The sequence below is a fragment of the Sinobaca sp. H24 genome, from assembly GCF_023845525.1.
In genome coordinates, this window is record NZ_JALBWT010000021.1 from 19,885 (window position 1) to 34,429 (window position 14,545).

Consider the following 14,545-nt stretch of genomic DNA (forward strand, 5'->3'; position numbering starts at 1 on the left):
TCTCAACAATCTTAAAAAAGATGAGCCGACGGGGCTCATCTTTTTTGTTATTCACCGGGGAAGCGCAGTCCCCATTGTTCCCGAACTTCATCCATAATCTTCATCACATCGGATGTCAGTTCGAGTGTACCATCGTTACTGCGGTTTACTACCATCTGATTCATACCTTCCACTTCGTATTGAAGTGCTTCGGCGGTTTCTCCTGCTTCCATCGTTTCTGTCGTTCCATCGTTATAAACAATATCTGCACGGGCGGCGCGAGGGAAATTATCCATTTCAATATATCCTTTTGAGCCGGTAATCAGTCCTTTCTTAGGCATCGCTCCCCGCAGAGCGAGCGATACAACGGCTACTTCCTGATGCTCGTTTTTCAATACAATACCTGATTGTTCATCCACTCCTGTAGAAGCGGTCGTTCCGAGGGTAGTAATTTCATTCGGTTGTTCGGTTAAATAATATCTGGCAAACGTTAAAGCGTAGGTCCCGATATCAAGAAGCGCTCCCCCGGCCAGATCCTTATTGAAAAAGCGGTCGGTTTCATCAAAGTCTTTAAACATACCAAGCGTCACATTTATCATACTAACTTTACCGATTCCGCCTTCTTCGATAAACGCTTTTATTTTTTTATGAAGAGGGTTGTGGTAAATCGTCATAGCTTCCGCCAGGATAAGTCCTCTTGTTTCTGCTTCTTTTTTTAAAATCTGCAGCTGTCCGTCATTTACTGTAATGGCTTTTTCGCAGAAAACATGACGGTTTTTCTCCAGGCTTTTCATTACCCATTCAAAGTGGTGGGAATGCGGGGTTGCTATATAAACAACATCTATCTCCTCGTCTTCCAGAAGCTCTTCATAGCTTCCATACGCATGATCTATACCATACGTATCCGCAAAGGCCTGCGCCCGTTCCGGACTCCTTGACGCTACGGCGTGCACATGCCCATTTACCGCTTTTATCGCTTTGGAAAAATTAATGGATATCGTACCTGGTCCTAAAATGCCCCATTTTAACGTTGTCATTTTTTTCTCCTATCTTTTTTGTAAGAATACCTGCTTTTTTTCCAGCCCGGCCGGTACAGGAGATACAGCGCCGTTCCAAGCAGCGGAATGCTGAATAACACCCATTGCTTCGGCGTAAGCGTTACGTGCCGCTTTTCTGCATCTTTTTTTATCATGTATACCGCCAGTAGTGCGAATAATACAAAGTCAATAACCATTGTGTGTACTAAATGATAAGACCAAAAGGCGTCCCATAACCCGCCCGGCTGAAAGTTTCCGACAGCGAATATAATCAATGCGGCCGAGAGAAGCACAAGCAGGACCGCAAATACTTTCGAGCCGGTCACACTCCCAACCGCACCCGGCTTTACCAGACGCGGAGATTCCTTTCGAAGAGCGATATAAGGCATCAGCGCAAACGCACCGGCTCCAAAGGAAAGAACGGCAAACGGCCACGCTTTCATCCTGCCTCCGCCGGGATCCGTAAACAAAAAAGCAGTGAAAAGAAGCGGCCACACTCCCAGAGAATTAAATAAAGCAATAACCAGCGGATTCATGCTGGTTTGTTCAAATGTAAAAAGGGCCTGCATCTGATCCATCGTATACTGCTCTTCTGCTGGTGCAAAAAATAATAAGTACCCTACAGAGAGAGCCCATAATACAAGTATTCCCAATTTAGCAAACAAGTATGCTCTTCCTCCTTCTTTTTATGGGCGGTTTTTTCTTCCCCACCACGAGACAAGAAGCGGTCCCGAAATATTATGCCAGACGGAAAATACGGCGGCCGGAAGCGCAGCAAGCGGTGTGAAATGAACAGTAGCCAGCTGGCTGGCCAGTGCGGAATTCTGCATCCCCACCTCAAGCGATACAGCTCGGCGCTGGGCCTGGTTCAGCCCCATAAACATAGCAGCCGTATAGCCTAGAAGCAGGCCGAAACCATTATGAAGAATGACGGCAGCGATAACGAGTGCACCTGTCTCTATTACATTTTCTCTATTTGCAGCTAATACTCCTGCTACGATCGCTACAATAGCGGCCATTGAAATAATAGGAAGCACCTTTGTCCCTTTTTCTACGAAGGCCGGCAGCAGTTTTCTTGCTGCGATGCCAAGCGTAATCGGAATTAATATAACTTGCACAATAGAAAGCAGCATCCCCCCTGCATCCACTGGCAGCCACGTATTAGCGAACAATAAAAGCAGCAGCGGCGTCATGATTACCGCTAATATGGTAGAAACCGATGTCATAGCAACAGACAGCGCTACATCCCCTTTCGCCAGATAGACCATTACGTTAGAGGCCGTTCCTCCCGGTGAAGCACCAACCAGCACTAGGCCGGCTGCAATTTCGGGCGGCAGCTGCATGGCCAGTGCAATGACAAAAGCGGCAGTCGGCATGATTACAAATTGAGCGATCACACCTACAATAACCGGAAATGGCTTTTTGGCGATAATACCAAAGTCTGCTCCTTTTAACGTCATTCCCATACCAAACATAATAATACCAAGCAGCAGCGTAATATACGCTGTAATTCCTACAAATACGTCCGGCAGAATAAAAGCTGCTCCTGCAGCTGCCAGCACAAAAACAGCAAAATATTTGTTCACAAATAAAGTCATCTGATCCATTTTCTTCGTCCTCCTGTATTATGTACCAAATGGTAGCAATATTTTGTCATTTTACGCTTTTACGGCTTTTCCTTCAACCCTTTAACGTAAGTAAGAGCATTCTATTGTAAAAATATCTGCCGAATGTGCTACAATTTGGCTGAAAAGGAGACGATATGAATGTCACAGACTGTGGATTACGAAAAAGCTACATTTGCCGGCGGATGCTTTTGGTGCATGGTTCAGCCTTTTGATGAACTTGAAGGCATCCTCAGTATTACCTCCGGCTATACAGGGGGCCATGTAGATAACCCGTCTTATGAAGATGTAAAAACAGGAGAAAGCGGTCATTACGAAGCGGTACAGATTGAATTCAACCCTTCTTTATTTCCATATGAAAAGCTGCTCAGGCTTTACTGGCCGCAGATTGATCCTACTGATGACGGCGGACAGTTCCATGACCGCGGACCGCAGTACCGCACCGCTGTTTTTTATCATAATGCTGATCAGAAAGCAGCAGCCCTCCAGTCCAAACAGGATATGGAGCAGAGTGGAAAATTCTCTAAACCTATCGTTACAGAAATAAAACCAGCCGCGGCTTTTTATCCAGCAGAAGCGTATCACCAGAACTTTTATAAAACCCACGAAAAAGAATATAAAGAAGATAGAAAGCAGTCAGGACGGGATGAATTTATCGAGACCCACTGGCAGTAATCAGGAATTCCCAAAAAAAAGCTGCACTGCCCCTTTAGGCAGTACAGCTTTTCTTTTTATCCAAACCAGCGCATGAGCCAGTCAATTCCCGTTACAGAAGCAATCGTCATCGCAATCGTCCATATAGCAAGGCTGGCGTTCATCCACAATACAATCTGCTTTCTGCCCCCTGAAAGCCCATTGCCAGAGCAGTCGCTAAATGGATTCCAGTAATTCCCGGGCCGGCCAGAGCAATCCCCGGAATCCCGTACTTATCGAAAATCCGCTTCATTCTTTCCTGACGCTTTTCTTTCTTTGCCAATTTTTTCGGATCAGCATTTTCCCATTTTGTGTCCGCTTTATCTTTTCGCTTTTGAACAAAGCGTTGATACCATTGTCTTTTTCTTATCCAGTCCATGCCATAAATAATGAGCAGTACCGGCAGGGCGTTTCCTAAAAACGACACTATTGCTACCGGAACAGGATGAAGCCCCGCTCCTATCCCTATTGGAATGACTACAATCAGTTCAAGCCATGGAGTTGCAGCCATTACAAATATTCCTAAATACCATCCAATCCATTCCATTACTATCCCACCTAACCGCTGTAACGGATTCCGTTCCAGAAAAACAAACCATGCCGCTTCTGTTTTCTTTTCTACTGTTTCCGCATCATAAATATACATTTCTGTTGCAATTCCATCTAAAATAACGTAAAACGCCTGCAGATACGTTGCTGTATCTCCCTGCTGAATTTCCTGCTGGGTCATTCCTTCTTCTAAAAGGGTAACAAGCAGGCTGTCGGTTTCTCCTTCGTAGGCCGAGAATTTTTCCAATATGACCGGCTGTAAATGCCTCGGAGGAAATGTTAACACTCTCATATAGAGCATCCCTTTGTCTTTAGAGCTTAAGAATCGGGCTGTGGAGGTTAACACTTCTTTCAGCCGGTATTCTACATTGCTTTTGTTTTTTAATGATATCGAGTCTTTTACATATTCTACGTACGAACAAAATACTTCATTTACGATATCAAGGAATAAAGATTCCTTGCTTTCAATGTGATTATATAAGGATGGTTTTTTCATTCCAAGCTGTTCGGCCAGATCAGATAAACTCATGCCATCATATCCATTATCTGCAAACAATTTCAGCGCTTCCTGCTTCACTTCGTCTTTCTTCATTATTAAACACGCCTTTCAAAACTAACGAACGGTAGTTATTGTACCCTTTCTGTAAATACGCCGTCAATCACTTGTTACTAAAGAAAACGGTCTCTTAAAATAGTCGGAATAATAGAAAAAGCACCCTCTTTTTCAGAGGGTGCTTCCTGCTCTTATCCTATTAAAGTGAACTCTTCAATCGGCCAGTAACGCAGATTGGCTTTTCCTACAATTTCCTCTGACTCAATAAATCCGAGCTGGCGGCTGTCCATGCTGTTTAGACGGTTATCCCCCATTACAAATACAGAACCTTCCGGTACCGTACTCTGTCCTGTAAGCTCCTCTAACGTGAAATCCTGTGTAAATAATCCTGCGTCAGATGCCTGTTCCTTATAAGGCTCCAGATAAGCTTCGTCCTGTGCTTCACCGTTCACGTACAAAACGTCATTTTCAAATGCGATATGATCTCCAGGAACACCGATTACCCTCTTAATATAATCACTCTGCTCATCAGCGTGAAAAACAATCATATCCGAACGATCGGGTTCTCCAAATTCATATCCAATTTTATTAATAATTAGACGTTCTCCATTTTCTATTGTAGGCATCATGGATTCTCCATGCACCATGTAGTTAGCGAATAAGAACTGCCTTACGATAAGTACGACTAATATAACGATAATAAATGTTTTGACCCAGTCCCATATCTCACGGGCGATATTATTCATTTCTTTTCCTCCGTTTCATATCTATTATAATGTATCACTATTGATTTACAAGAACAATCATTGTCTTTCGATAAATAGAAGTTGCTAGTTGACGGTCATATAGGATAAAATCAATACTATAGCTTAAAATGAAAAATTATGTAACAAATGTGTAACAATGACTAAAGGACTATTATAAATTTTAAATGATACGTAATAATAAGGGGATATTGTATGAAGACACTATGGGTTCTTTTTTCCATAGTTCTCGCGTTCTCTATTTTTCCGGGCCATGCATCTATGGTTACCCTGGACTCCATGGCTGATGAAGTAAATACCTCCCCGCCGGGATTATCTTATTCTCTAAATGATGAGGAACTTTCTATGGCATGGGGGGAAAAAAACTCAACAGGCTATAGAATAAATATTGAACAAACGAATATAAGCGAGAACACACTGCAGATATACTATTCTCTGCGCTATCCGGATCCAGAGGAATTCAATATTGAACACTCTGTTTATCCAACAGACACAGCTTCTCTCGACAGCCATACCGATGAAATAGAAAATGTAGAAATGTATGAAGTAAAAAACAGCAGCACATTTAAAGATGTAGACACGCCGGTAAAAATAGCCAGGGACGAGATTTGGACACTTACCTTAAATCAGGCAGTCAACCCTGACTCTCTCACAGAGGAAAATATTTATATTACCGATGAAAATGACGAAAAATTAAACTCTGTCCTTGTTCTTACAACGGATCAGGAAGTTAAAATTATTCCTCCTGCTGAAGAAATGGAACGGGGCGGCATTTACACTCTTTATGTAGATCAGGAATTGGAGTCATCTGCTTCCAATTCCCTGTTGGGCGGATATAAACAATCTTTTTATATCGACAATGGGGAGACGATATCCTGGAGAAGAGATGCACCGGTCACCATGCAGCCTGTTATTGCCAATCAGGTGCTCGAGCTTTCTTTCCAGGGGACAAGTGCGGAAGAAACATCGGAAATGGAAGAAGAAATTGATGTTTTTCCTATTGAAATTGATGAAAACAATCAGCCCTTTATGATTCGGCGGATTGAAGAAAGCACCTCCTTTTATCCGACTCCTGCTCTCGAAACACCTGCTTCCAGTTAAACTCTCCTAAAAAGGAGGGTTTTTCTTTTTATTTTCGGATTACTGCCGATATAAAGAAAAAGAACGCTGGAAAGAAAGTAGGAACTCCTTTGAACAAAAAAGCCGGGACGCTTTTTATTGTAATGCTTCTCACTCTTACTGCTTTTCTGACGGCCGCTATTGCTGCAGAAAGCAACGACTATACCTCTCCTTCTCAAACCCTGGATCACCTTATAGATAAAGAGACTTTTCAAATACCAACAAACAGCTTTGTTTATGCAGCCGACAATGATATCCTCGCTGAATGGCACAACGATCAGAACCGGCTGTATACAAAACAAACCAAAACTCCTGAGATCGTTAAGCAGGCTTTTCTTTCTACAGAAGATCAGCAGTTTTTTGAACATAAAGGTCTGGATGCATCGGCAGTGCTTCGGGCAGTGCTGACCAATGCCAATGCCGGTTCTATCGAAGAAGGAGCCAGTACGATCACACAACAGCTGGCGAGAAACCTGTTTTTGCACCACGGCCAGACGTATGAGCGCAAAATTGCGGAAGTTCTTTATGCAGTAGAACTGGAAAATGAATTTTCAAAAGCAGAAATCCTGGAGATGTATATTAATACGATTTACTTTAACCGTGGTATTTACGGCTTCGAAACAGCCAGCCAATCCTACTTCTCTAAATCGAGCAGTGAACTCAATTTGGGGGAAACAGCTTTTTTAGCAGCAATCCCCGCTAATCCCACTTACTATGACCCTGTTGATAATAAAGAAAATACGATAGAGCGTCAGGGCTGGATTCTTCAGAAGCTGCTGGATATGGAACACATCTCGGAGGATGAATATGCACAGGCACTGGATGTCTCCATTACCGTTACAGAGCCGCAGACAAGAGCCTCTGTTTCACCGGATTACGAAGAACTCGTAAAAAACGAATTCCGTGAACTGGTGGCAGAAAAAGAAGGATACTTCCAAAAAGCAGAAGCGGCAGCGGAGAATGACAAAGAAGCGGTATCGGAAGAGCTTGATCAACGTGTCGAAGAATTAATTGACAGCGGGATTCACATTTATACTCATTTTGACAGCGATTTTCAAGACGCCCAGGATAAAGCAGCCGGCTCTGTTCTTCAGGATGAAACAACAGAAGCCGCCTCTGTGACTATTGATCATGTAAATCATAAAATTATTGCTGCCGTTGGGGCAGGGATTATCAAAGCGGCGAATTCCACCGGGCGTTTCAAGCTTACCGGCAGCCTGGTTCCACTATCAAGCCGCTTCTCGTCTATGCGCCTTATATAGACACGTTTGAAGCTTCCTCTACAACAAAGATAGACACAAAAGACATATGTATCAACGAGTATTGTGTATCGCAGGCAGGCACCACCCAGCCGGTCTCATTGAAACAGGCACTCGCTGCCTCCTACAATACGTCAGCCGTCCGGCTTTTCGAACAGACCGGAATCAGTGAATCTTTTTCATACCTGGAGAGTTTTTCGTTTTCTAACGTAACTTCTGCTGATCAAACGCCAGCTTCCTCCCTGGGCGGGTTCAGGCAGGGAGTCAGTCCGCTCGAGCTCACTAATGCCTATACTGCTTTCTCAAATCAGGGAGCGTATATTCCGGCAAGAGCCATTTCAAGTGTGCAGGATGAAGACGGACGGATATTATATGAATGGAAAGACAAAACAAAACAAGTCTGGTCAGAGCAGACAAATCAGGAAATGCGTATACTGCTGAAGGAAGTCATGGTCACTGGAACAGGCACGGAGGCTCGCATAAATGCCGAAAGCTATGGTGGGAAAACCGGGACGACAAACGAAGAAAAAGACTTATGGTTTGCCGGATACAATGAACGCTATACTACCGCGGTCTGGATTGGAAAGGACCAGCCGGCCTCTCTCTCTGCAATAGAGGGAGAAAAGCCGGCTCTGGTATGGTGGAAACAGGTAATGGAATGAGGGGTTTTTACAAGGCAGGAAGGCTTTCGATGAAGCTGTTATACAGACGAAGACCGGCATAGCCGATAGACAAGAACAGCACGGTCCAAAAGCTTCCATGCAGAAACAGTACGCCCATTAATCCAGGGGCCGAGATAAAATGCCTGGTTCGAAAAAGAAAATAAGTAAAATAGATAATCGCAGCTGTAATAAAAGACCGCCAAGCGCAGCAGCTGAAGAAACAAGAAGAAGCGAAATCAGGCCGGCACCGAGATAAATCCAACTTCCCCCTCTGATCTGTCGGAGTGCCTCCCCTTCCTGGTCTTTTGAAAAAAACAACAGGGAAAGCTCGAGTATGGTTCCTGCTACGAGTTTAAACGCCGCGAAAAGCATAAAGTAGAAAAGCATACAAAACAATAGAATACTTATTTTAATGCCTGCTTCCGACATGACTTCCATCATACCCTGGTATAATCCAATATCCTGGAGAAGGCTGCTTACCTGCCTTTCTGTATAAACTGCAAAGGATAAACTGAAAAGAAGAATGGCGAACAAGGGAAAATGACTTGTTAAATATGTTTTTCATACGGTGGCAACCTTTTCTTTTAAAAAGCCCGCAGCAGCGCTGCAGGCTTTTATATTATAAATGATGAACGACTTCAAATTCTTTTAATTCGTTTCCAGAAGCCGGGCTCTTTTCTTTTGATTCCCGCTTTTCTTTATGGGCATTCTTAAACTGATCACTATGAAGCCAGTTCTGGTACGCCTCTTTAGATTCCCACTTCGTAAATACAACAAGAGGAGCTTCCTCTTTTTCCTGTTCTAAAAACATGAAATCCAGGCAGCCTTCCACCTCTTTCATATTTTCAGCGCTTTTTCCAAATCTCTCTTTCATTTGACCGCGCGCAGGTGCCGGCACATTTAACTCGTTCATAACTACATACATGTTTTGACGCCTCCTGTTTTTTCGAATGATTCTTTATTTATTATAACAACATAAAGAGTGGTAATCCAGATACCATTTCACACACCGGGATCCGTAGGTTATACTAAGAGTATAGTCTGCTACATAAGAAAGGACGATGAATATGAAACTACTTCTGCTTCTTGGTATCTGCGTTATGTTTCTAGCTTCTATTTTCACCGCCGGAGTGGATGAGAAGGCTCACAAAAAGTAAAAATTGATAACGTTACCATGTAAAAATGACAGGCCTTTGAAAGGGCCTGTCATTTTACGTTAACTGCTGGAAATTCTGCTGGCGCAGTACTTCATAAATAATAATAGCTGCCGTATTGGATAAATTAAGCGAACGAATTAAGTCGTTTTGAGGGATTTTAAGGCATGTATCCGCATAACGGTCGATGAGCTCCTGCGGAATTCCTTTTGTCTCTTTTCCAAATACAAAGAAAAGTTCTTCATCCGTTCTGCTGTAATCAACGGATGAATATGTTCTGCTTCCTACTGTTTCGATAAAATAGAATATTCCCTTGGGGAAGACTTCGGTTAATTCATCAAACGAATCGTAATAATGTATCTTAACATCCGGCCAGTAGTCACAGCCGGCTCTTTAAGCATTTTATCCTCAGTGGAAAATCCAAGAGGGCGAATCAGGTGGAGATGTGTGCCGGTGCCTGCACAGGTTCTTGCTATGTTCCCAGTGTTGGCTGGAATCTCCGGCTGATAAAGTACGATATGGTTGCTCATTTCATGTTTCCTTTCTCTCGTGCCTACTTAGTTTCCAACTGTAGTTTCATCTGTTCTTTTTCCATTTCCAGCAGATAGATTTTTTTGTTCATTCCGCCGCCGTACCCTACAAGCGCCCCATTGCTTCCTATAATGCGGTGACACGGTATCATGATAGGGATTGGGTTTTTGTTGTTGGCGTTTCCTACGGCTCTTACAGCTTTCTCTGAGCCTGCAGACGCCGCAATTTCTTTATATGAGGCCGTTTTTCCGTAAGGGACATCAATGAGTGCTTCCCATACGGCTTTTTGAAACGGTGTGCCCTCTAAATCATACGTAATTGAAAAGTCCTTTCGTTCCCCATTAAAATATTCATTGAGCTGCTTCATTGCTTCCTTAAGCGCTGATGCACTTTCTTCCAATTCAAAATCAGCACCTCTTACCTTCAATGCCCATATATTAAATAAAGGCACTGCTTCTTCAGCATTGGCGAACTTTACGGCCATCAGCCCTTTATGGGAGGAAAACAGCGTCAGCGGACCGATAGGACTGGTCACCTCTGTATAATACAGCATATCTTTCATTCAAGCATCCCCTTTCTGTATTCACTGCAGGCCAAGCGCCGTTTCCAGTTCTGTCAGCACCTCTGCTTCCTGTTCAAGCATATAGGCTTCCTCCAGCCCTACCACGGCCTCAGGGGTGGCAATCTGCCCGAGTGTCCATGCACAGGAGGAACGGATGACCGGTCTCGGATCACTTTTTATTAATTCGACAAGCTCCGGCACGGCGGATTCTTCTTTAAAGTTGCCCAAAGCGATAACTGCATTGCGCTGAATTGGTTTTTTTCCTCTCCATGAACCGGCAATAGACCCGAAACGTTCTTTAAACTCTTTATTGCTCATATGCAGAAGTGAGTTCAGATTCGGCTTCACCGTTTCCGGATCCGGTTCAAATTCTTTCTGATGATGAAAGTCGATCCCTTTGTTTTTTGGACACACCTGCTGGCACGTATCGCAGCCATATATCCGGTTACCGATCTTTTTCCGGTATCGTTCTGGAAGCATATCTTTTGTCTGTGTTAAAAAAGCAATGCATTTATTAGCATCAAGCTGTCCTCCCTGAATTAGAGCATCTGTCGGACAGGCATCAACACAGATATTGCAGGAGCCGCATTGATCTGTCAGCGGAATGTCCGGCTCAATCACAAGTGATGTAAGCATTTCCCCCAGATACACGTAGGAACCAAATTCCGGAGTGATAATGGCACAGTTTTTAGCGCTCCACCCGATACCTGCCCTTTCTGCGACTGCTCTGTCTGAGAGCTCTCCTGTGTCCACCATTGATCGGCACTGCGCCTGTGGATCTAATTCTTTCACATACTGTTCGAGTTTGCTGAGACGATCTCGTAATACGTGGTGATAATCCTCTCCCCAGGATGCACGACAGAAGAGACCGCGCCTGTCTCCTTTTTTGCTTTTAGGGGCATCTTTTAATTTGGAGGGATAGGCCAGCGCTATAGAAATAATCGTTCGGCCTTCCTCCATAAGAAGGGAAGGATGGGTTCTTTTCTCTATATCCTTCTCTTCAAAACCTGACTGGTACTGAAGTTCCTGCTGCGTGATCAGCCTGTCTTTTAATGTTAGAAATGGATCAGCTGATGCAAATCCAACTTTATCAATGCCAACTTCTTTTGCGTAGGATGTGATTTTTTCTTTCAGTGTTTCTCCTGGCAATCGCCGTCTCCCCTTTTTCTTCATTCCATACTATAGTAAACTCATTTTATTAAGACACAAAGGAGTTTTTCGATGTTAACACATGTCCTGCTCGATCAATCTTTACTACATGCCGCTCCCGGACTGAAAGTAGGAGCAATCTATTATAAGGATATCATAGTTGGGGAATCTCCTAAAATGATTAAAGGCCGTCTTCAATTTTACCAGGAAACGCTTCACACTGAACTGCAGGATCTGCCGCTTATAGAAAAAGAAGGCATCGCAGAGTGGCGCCATATTTTTAAAGCAGCAGGTACAGATCCGTCCAGGTACCGCCCTTCTCATGAATCTCTTGCGCGGGCGGTAAAGAAAAACGGAAACCTTTCTTTTGTTCATTCTGCCGTTGACTTAAACAACTTTTTTTCTATTCAATATATGCTTCCTGCCGGTATTTATGACGCTTCTGCATTAAAAGGTACGGTTACGGTAAAAATCGGCGAAGAAGCCGACACGTACGAAGGACTAAATGGAAGAACCAATACATTTAAAGATAAGATCGTTTCTTCCGACGATATTGGAGCCTTTGGAAGCCCGATTGTCGATTCCAACCGGACAAAAACAACAACGGAAACTACAGAGGCACTTCAATTATTTTATCTTCCCCCTTCTCTTTCAAAAAAAGAGGCGGAAAAGCTTTTAGCAGCTTCTGCCAAAATGTTTCATCAAATTCACAGTGGAGAAGCTGACGTCGCCATCTTAGATGATGAACAGACGGTTTTCTCCTTTCAGAAAACAACCTAAACAATAAAAACACATCCATTCCTGGGTGTGTTTTTATTATTAATATCGATGATGAATATACACATTTATCTCTTCAGGAATCGTGAACCAGTTTCTAATATTACCTTCGATATAAGCCCGGTAATTCGAGGGAAGCCGCTCTAAAATAATCGTTTTAAAGTCTTCTTTATCGTTCTGTTCGAAAAAAAACGTTATAAATACTGTCGAATGAATCGTATGTGTCAGTGTATAGTTAATATGCAGGTCTTTATGCAGATCTCTTGTCTTTATGGACGTTTTTGATTTGACCGGCTTCATATGCATTCCCCCTTTTTATGTAAAAGGAAATTAATTAGAAAATTCTTACTATTATGAATATATGTGATTTCTCTAAGTATATCATGAAACAGCCCAGGATTTTGTATTATTTCCACTCAAAAATATAAAAAACAGCTCCCGGCAGTGGGAGCTGTTGAGCTGCTATTAAATGAATGGTAGCGGTGGCCGGGATCGAACCGGCACTCTGTTAAGAACACGATTTTGAGTCGTGCGCGTCTGCCAATTCCGCCACACCGCCATATCAATGAATTAATGAAGTTGGTGCCGAGGGCCGGACTCGAACCGGCACGGAGGTACACCCTCCGCAGGATTTTAAGTCCTGTGTGTCTGCCAATTCCACCACCCCGGCAGGTTATAAAGGTAAAAATGATGTATGGAGGCGACACCCGGATTTGAACCGGGGAATAGGGGTTTTGCAGACCCCTGCCTTACCACTTGGCTATGCCGCCATTTATGAAATGCGGTCTTTTATGTGTGGGACTCGCGTTAAAAAATGGAGCGGAAAACGGGATTCGAACCCGCGACCCCCACCTTGGCAAGGTGGTGCTCTACCACTGAGCTATTTCCGCATAAATGGCTGGGCTAGCTGGATTCGAACCAGCGCATCACGGAGTCAAAGTCCGATGCCTTACCGCTTGGCCATAGCCCAATACAAAAATGGGGCGGCTGATGGGAATCGAACCCACGAATGCCGGAACCACAATCCGGTGCGTTAACCACTTCGCCACAACCGCCATAATTAATATTGGCAGGGGTAGTAGGAATCGAACCCACATCTGCGGTTTTGGAGACCGCCGTTCTAGCCGTTAAACTATACCCCTATATATGAATAAAAAATGGTGGAGGGGGACGGACTCGAACCGCCGAACCCAGAGGGAGCAGATTTACAGTCTGCCGCGTTTGGCCAACTTCGCTACCCCTCCACATGGTGCCGGCCAAAGGACTTGAACCCTCAACCTACTGATTACAAGTCAGTTGCTCTACCAATTGAGCTAGACCGGCATAAAAAAGTGGTGGCTCGAGACGGAATCGAACCGCCGACACGTGGATTTTCAGTCCACTGCTCTACCGACTGAGCTATCGAGCCATACATATATTTTCTCTATGAACAGTTTATACTGTATCAATAGAAAAATACAACTACTTCTTTAAAAATAAAATGGCGGTCCGGACGGGACTCGAACCCGCGACCTCCTGCGTGACAGGCAGGCATTCTAACCAACTGAACTACCGGACCATTTTGGTTGCGGGGGGAGGATTTGAACCTCCGACCTCCGGGTTATGAGCCCGACGAGCTACCAGGCTGCTCTACCCCGCGATGTTGTAAATAATGGTGGAGGATGACAGGATCGAACTGCCGACCCCCTGCTTGTAAGGCAGGTGCTCTCCCAGCTGAGCTAATCCTCCATTATTGGTGACCCGTACGGGATTCGAACCCGTGATACCGCCGTGAAAGGGCGGTGTCTTAACCACTTGACCAACGGGCCTAAAAGCTATTATGTAATGGCGGAGAGCGAGGGATTCGAACCCTCGAGACGGGTTAACACCGCCTACACGATTTCCAATCGTGCTCCTTCGGCCACTCGGACAGCTCTCCATTGGCTCCACAGGCAGGATTCGAACCTGCGACCGATCGGTTAACAGCCGATAGCTCTACCACTGAGCTACTGTGGAATAATATAAAGCCCGGCAACGTCCTACTTTCACAGGGGGTCGCCCCCCAATTATCATCAGCGCACAAGAGCTTAACTTCCGTGTTCGGCATGGGAACGGGTGGGACCTCTTGGCTATCGTCACCGGACAAGGCTGGT

At 44.3% G+C, this 14,545-nt stretch carries 14 protein-coding genes, 16 tRNA genes, 1 rRNA gene and 2 pseudogenes; 5 read left to right on the forward strand and 28 right to left on the reverse strand.

The genetic code is table 11. The features are described 5' to 3' along the window. Positions 1-47 precede the first annotated feature (47 nt). From MMY81_RS21540 to MMY81_RS21550, 3 genes are read right to left on the reverse strand one after another with little or no spacing between them, the layout of a single operon-like run. On the reverse strand, positions 48-1,016 hold the full coding sequence (locus MMY81_RS21540) for a Gfo/Idh/MocA family protein (protein WP_252314482.1): 969 nt from the start codon (positions 1,014-1,016) through the stop codon (positions 48-50). After that, positions 1,013-1,681 (reverse strand): hypothetical protein, encoded by a 669-nt coding sequence (locus MMY81_RS21545; protein WP_252314483.1) that lies wholly within the window; start codon positions 1,679-1,681, stop codon positions 1,013-1,015. Before MMY81_RS21545 ends, MMY81_RS21540 begins: the two co-directional genes overlap by 4 nt. A 21-nt stretch (positions 1,682-1,702) precedes the next feature. Beyond that, a complete protein-coding gene (locus MMY81_RS21550) occupies positions 1,703-2,623 on the reverse strand; it encodes a bile acid:sodium symporter family protein (protein ID WP_252314484.1) in 921 nt (306 codons plus the stop codon). 159 nt (positions 2,624-2,782) lie between these two features. Here MMY81_RS21550 and msrA point away from each other — a divergent pair, with 159 nt between their 5' ends. After that, a complete protein-coding gene (gene msrA, locus MMY81_RS21555) occupies positions 2,783-3,316 on the forward strand; it encodes a peptide-methionine (S)-S-oxide reductase MsrA (protein WP_252314485.1) in 534 nt (177 codons plus the stop codon). A gap of 139 nt (positions 3,317-3,455) precedes the next feature. Here the strand turns inward: msrA and MMY81_RS21560 are convergent, their stop codons facing one another. Then, on the reverse strand, positions 3,456-4,475 hold the full coding sequence (locus MMY81_RS21560) for a small multi-drug export protein (protein ID WP_252314486.1): 1,020 nt from the start codon (positions 4,473-4,475) through the stop codon (positions 3,456-3,458). Positions 4,476-4,627: 152 nt separating this feature from the next. Further along, a complete protein-coding gene (lepB, locus tag MMY81_RS21565) occupies positions 4,628-5,182 on the reverse strand; it encodes a signal peptidase I (RefSeq protein ID WP_252314487.1) in 555 nt (184 codons plus the stop codon). A 213-nt stretch (positions 5,183-5,395) separates the two neighbouring features. Here lepB and MMY81_RS21570 point away from each other — a divergent pair, with 213 nt between their 5' ends. From MMY81_RS21570 to MMY81_RS21580, 3 genes are all read left to right on the forward strand, one after another. Continuing rightward, positions 5,396-6,301: a protease complex subunit PrcB family protein gene (locus MMY81_RS21570; protein WP_252314488.1), complete on the forward strand. Its 906-nt coding sequence runs from the start codon at positions 5,396-5,398 to the stop codon at positions 6,299-6,301. Positions 6,302-6,390: 89 nt separating this feature from the next. Continuing rightward, positions 6,391-7,581, forward strand: coding sequence for a transglycosylase domain-containing protein (locus tag MMY81_RS21575; protein WP_252314489.1), 1,191 nt, complete (start codon positions 6,391-6,393; stop codon positions 7,579-7,581). Then, entirely contained in the window at positions 7,548-8,240 is a 693-nt protein-coding gene (locus MMY81_RS21580; RefSeq protein WP_252314542.1) for a penicillin-binding transpeptidase domain-containing protein, read from the forward strand. Before MMY81_RS21575 ends, MMY81_RS21580 begins: the two co-directional genes overlap by 34 nt. A gap of 7 nt (positions 8,241-8,247) precedes the next feature. Here MMY81_RS21580 and MMY81_RS21590 read toward each other — a convergent pair. The 5 genes and pseudogenes from MMY81_RS21590 to queG form a co-directional block, all read right to left on the reverse strand. Beyond that, a pseudogene (locus MMY81_RS21590) lies at positions 8,248-8,681 on the reverse strand (DUF5366 family protein). Positions 8,682-8,859: 178 nt separating this feature from the next. After that, positions 8,860-9,165, reverse strand: a complete 306-nt coding sequence (locus MMY81_RS21595) for an antibiotic biosynthesis monooxygenase family protein (protein ID WP_252314490.1) — start codon at positions 9,163-9,165, stop codon at positions 8,860-8,862. Between the two features lie 385 nt (positions 9,166-9,550). Beyond that, a pseudogene (locus tag MMY81_RS21600) lies at positions 9,551-9,924 on the reverse strand (tRNA (cytidine(34)-2'-O)-methyltransferase); the annotation flags it as partial. A 23-nt stretch (positions 9,925-9,947) separates the two neighbouring features. Next, positions 9,948-10,487 carry a methylated-DNA--[protein]-cysteine S-methyltransferase gene (locus tag MMY81_RS21605; protein ID WP_252314491.1) on the reverse strand — a complete coding sequence of 180 codons (540 nt, stop codon included), beginning with the start codon at positions 10,485-10,487 and terminating at the stop codon, positions 9,948-9,950. Positions 10,488-10,508: 21 nt separating this feature from the next. Continuing rightward, positions 10,509-11,636, reverse strand: a complete 1,128-nt coding sequence (gene queG / locus MMY81_RS21610; protein WP_374562543.1) for a tRNA epoxyqueuosine(34) reductase QueG — start codon at positions 11,634-11,636, stop codon at positions 10,509-10,511. 72 nt (positions 11,637-11,708) lie between these two features. Here queG and MMY81_RS21615 point away from each other — a divergent pair, with 72 nt between their 5' ends. Further along, a complete protein-coding gene (locus MMY81_RS21615) occupies positions 11,709-12,416 on the forward strand; it encodes a B3/B4 domain-containing protein (protein ID WP_252314493.1) in 708 nt (235 codons plus the stop codon). A gap of 39 nt (positions 12,417-12,455) precedes the next feature. Here MMY81_RS21615 and MMY81_RS21620 read toward each other — a convergent pair whose 3' ends face one another. From MMY81_RS21620 to rrf, 18 genes are all read right to left on the reverse strand, one after another. Then, the gene (locus MMY81_RS21620; protein ID WP_252314494.1) at positions 12,456-12,713 is read right to left on the reverse strand and encodes a hypothetical protein; all 258 of its coding nucleotides are present in this window, start codon (positions 12,711-12,713) and stop codon (positions 12,456-12,458) included. Between the two features lie 174 nt (positions 12,714-12,887). After that, a tRNA-Leu gene (locus tag MMY81_RS21625) sits at positions 12,888-12,972 on the reverse strand. A gap of 21 nt (positions 12,973-12,993) precedes the next feature. Then, positions 12,994-13,083 (reverse strand) — tRNA-Leu (locus MMY81_RS21630). Between the two features lie 25 nt (positions 13,084-13,108). Next, a tRNA-Cys gene (locus tag MMY81_RS21635) sits at positions 13,109-13,183 on the reverse strand. Between the two features lie 45 nt (positions 13,184-13,228). Continuing rightward, positions 13,229-13,303, reverse strand: a tRNA-Gly gene (locus tag MMY81_RS21640). Positions 13,304-13,308: 5 nt separating this feature from the next. Beyond that, a tRNA-Gln gene (locus tag MMY81_RS21645) sits at positions 13,309-13,383 on the reverse strand. A 9-nt stretch (positions 13,384-13,392) separates the two neighbouring features. Next, a tRNA-His gene (locus tag MMY81_RS21650) sits at positions 13,393-13,468 on the reverse strand. Positions 13,469-13,480: 12 nt separating this feature from the next. Continuing rightward, a tRNA-Trp gene (locus MMY81_RS21655) sits at positions 13,481-13,555 on the reverse strand. Positions 13,556-13,571: 16 nt separating this feature from the next. Continuing rightward, positions 13,572-13,657 (reverse strand) — tRNA-Tyr (locus MMY81_RS21660). A 3-nt stretch (positions 13,658-13,660) separates the two neighbouring features. Next, positions 13,661-13,736: transfer RNA gene (locus MMY81_RS21665), tRNA-Thr, on the reverse strand. A gap of 9 nt (positions 13,737-13,745) precedes the next feature. Further along, a tRNA-Phe gene (locus tag MMY81_RS21670) sits at positions 13,746-13,821 on the reverse strand. A 73-nt stretch (positions 13,822-13,894) separates the two neighbouring features. Continuing rightward, positions 13,895-13,971 (reverse strand) — tRNA-Asp (locus MMY81_RS21675). A 4-nt stretch (positions 13,972-13,975) separates the two neighbouring features. After that, positions 13,976-14,052 (reverse strand) — tRNA-Met (locus MMY81_RS21680). Positions 14,053-14,065: 13 nt separating this feature from the next. Then, positions 14,066-14,141 (reverse strand) — tRNA-Val (locus MMY81_RS21685). A 5-nt stretch (positions 14,142-14,146) separates the two neighbouring features. Next, positions 14,147-14,221 (reverse strand) — tRNA-Glu (locus tag MMY81_RS21690). Between the two features lie 17 nt (positions 14,222-14,238). Continuing rightward, positions 14,239-14,331, reverse strand: a tRNA-Ser gene (locus MMY81_RS21695). Positions 14,332-14,333: 2 nt separating this feature from the next. Continuing rightward, positions 14,334-14,408, reverse strand: a tRNA-Asn gene (locus MMY81_RS21700). Positions 14,409-14,418: 10 nt separating this feature from the next. Further along, positions 14,419-14,535 (reverse strand): 5S ribosomal RNA (rrf, locus tag MMY81_RS21705). Between the last annotated feature and the right edge of the window lie 10 nt (positions 14,536-14,545).

Bases quoted from the DNA above. Each gene is read 5' to 3' on its own strand.
- MMY81_RS21540 (WP_252314482.1), bottom strand. From the start codon at position 1,016: ATGACAACGTTAAAATGGGGCATTTTAGGACCAGGTACGATATCCATT.
- MMY81_RS21550 (WP_252314484.1), bottom strand. From the start codon at position 2,623: ATGGATCAGATGACTTTATTTGTGAACAAATATTTTGCTGTTTTTGTG.
- msrA (WP_252314485.1), top strand. From the start codon at position 2,783: ATGTCACAGACTGTGGATTACGAAAAAGCTACATTTGCCGGCGGATGC.
- MMY81_RS21560 (WP_252314486.1), bottom strand. From the start codon at position 4,475: ATGAAGAAAGACGAAGTGAAGCAGGAAGCGCTGAAATTGTTTGCAGAT.
- lepB (WP_252314487.1), bottom strand. From the start codon at position 5,182: ATGAATAATATCGCCCGTGAGATATGGGACTGGGTCAAAACATTTATT.
- MMY81_RS21570 (WP_252314488.1), top strand. From the start codon at position 5,396: ATGAAGACACTATGGGTTCTTTTTTCCATAGTTCTCGCGTTCTCTATT.
- MMY81_RS21595 (WP_252314490.1), bottom strand. From the start codon at position 9,165: ATGTATGTAGTTATGAACGAGTTAAATGTGCCGGCACCTGCGCGCGGT.
- MMY81_RS21605 (WP_252314491.1), bottom strand. From the start codon at position 10,487: ATGAAAGATATGCTGTATTATACAGAGGTGACCAGTCCTATCGGTCCG.
- MMY81_RS21615 (WP_252314493.1), top strand. From the start codon at position 11,709: ATGTTAACACATGTCCTGCTCGATCAATCTTTACTACATGCCGCTCCC.
- MMY81_RS21620 (WP_252314494.1), bottom strand. From the start codon at position 12,713: ATGAAGCCGGTCAAATCAAAAACGTCCATAAAGACAAGAGATCTGCAT.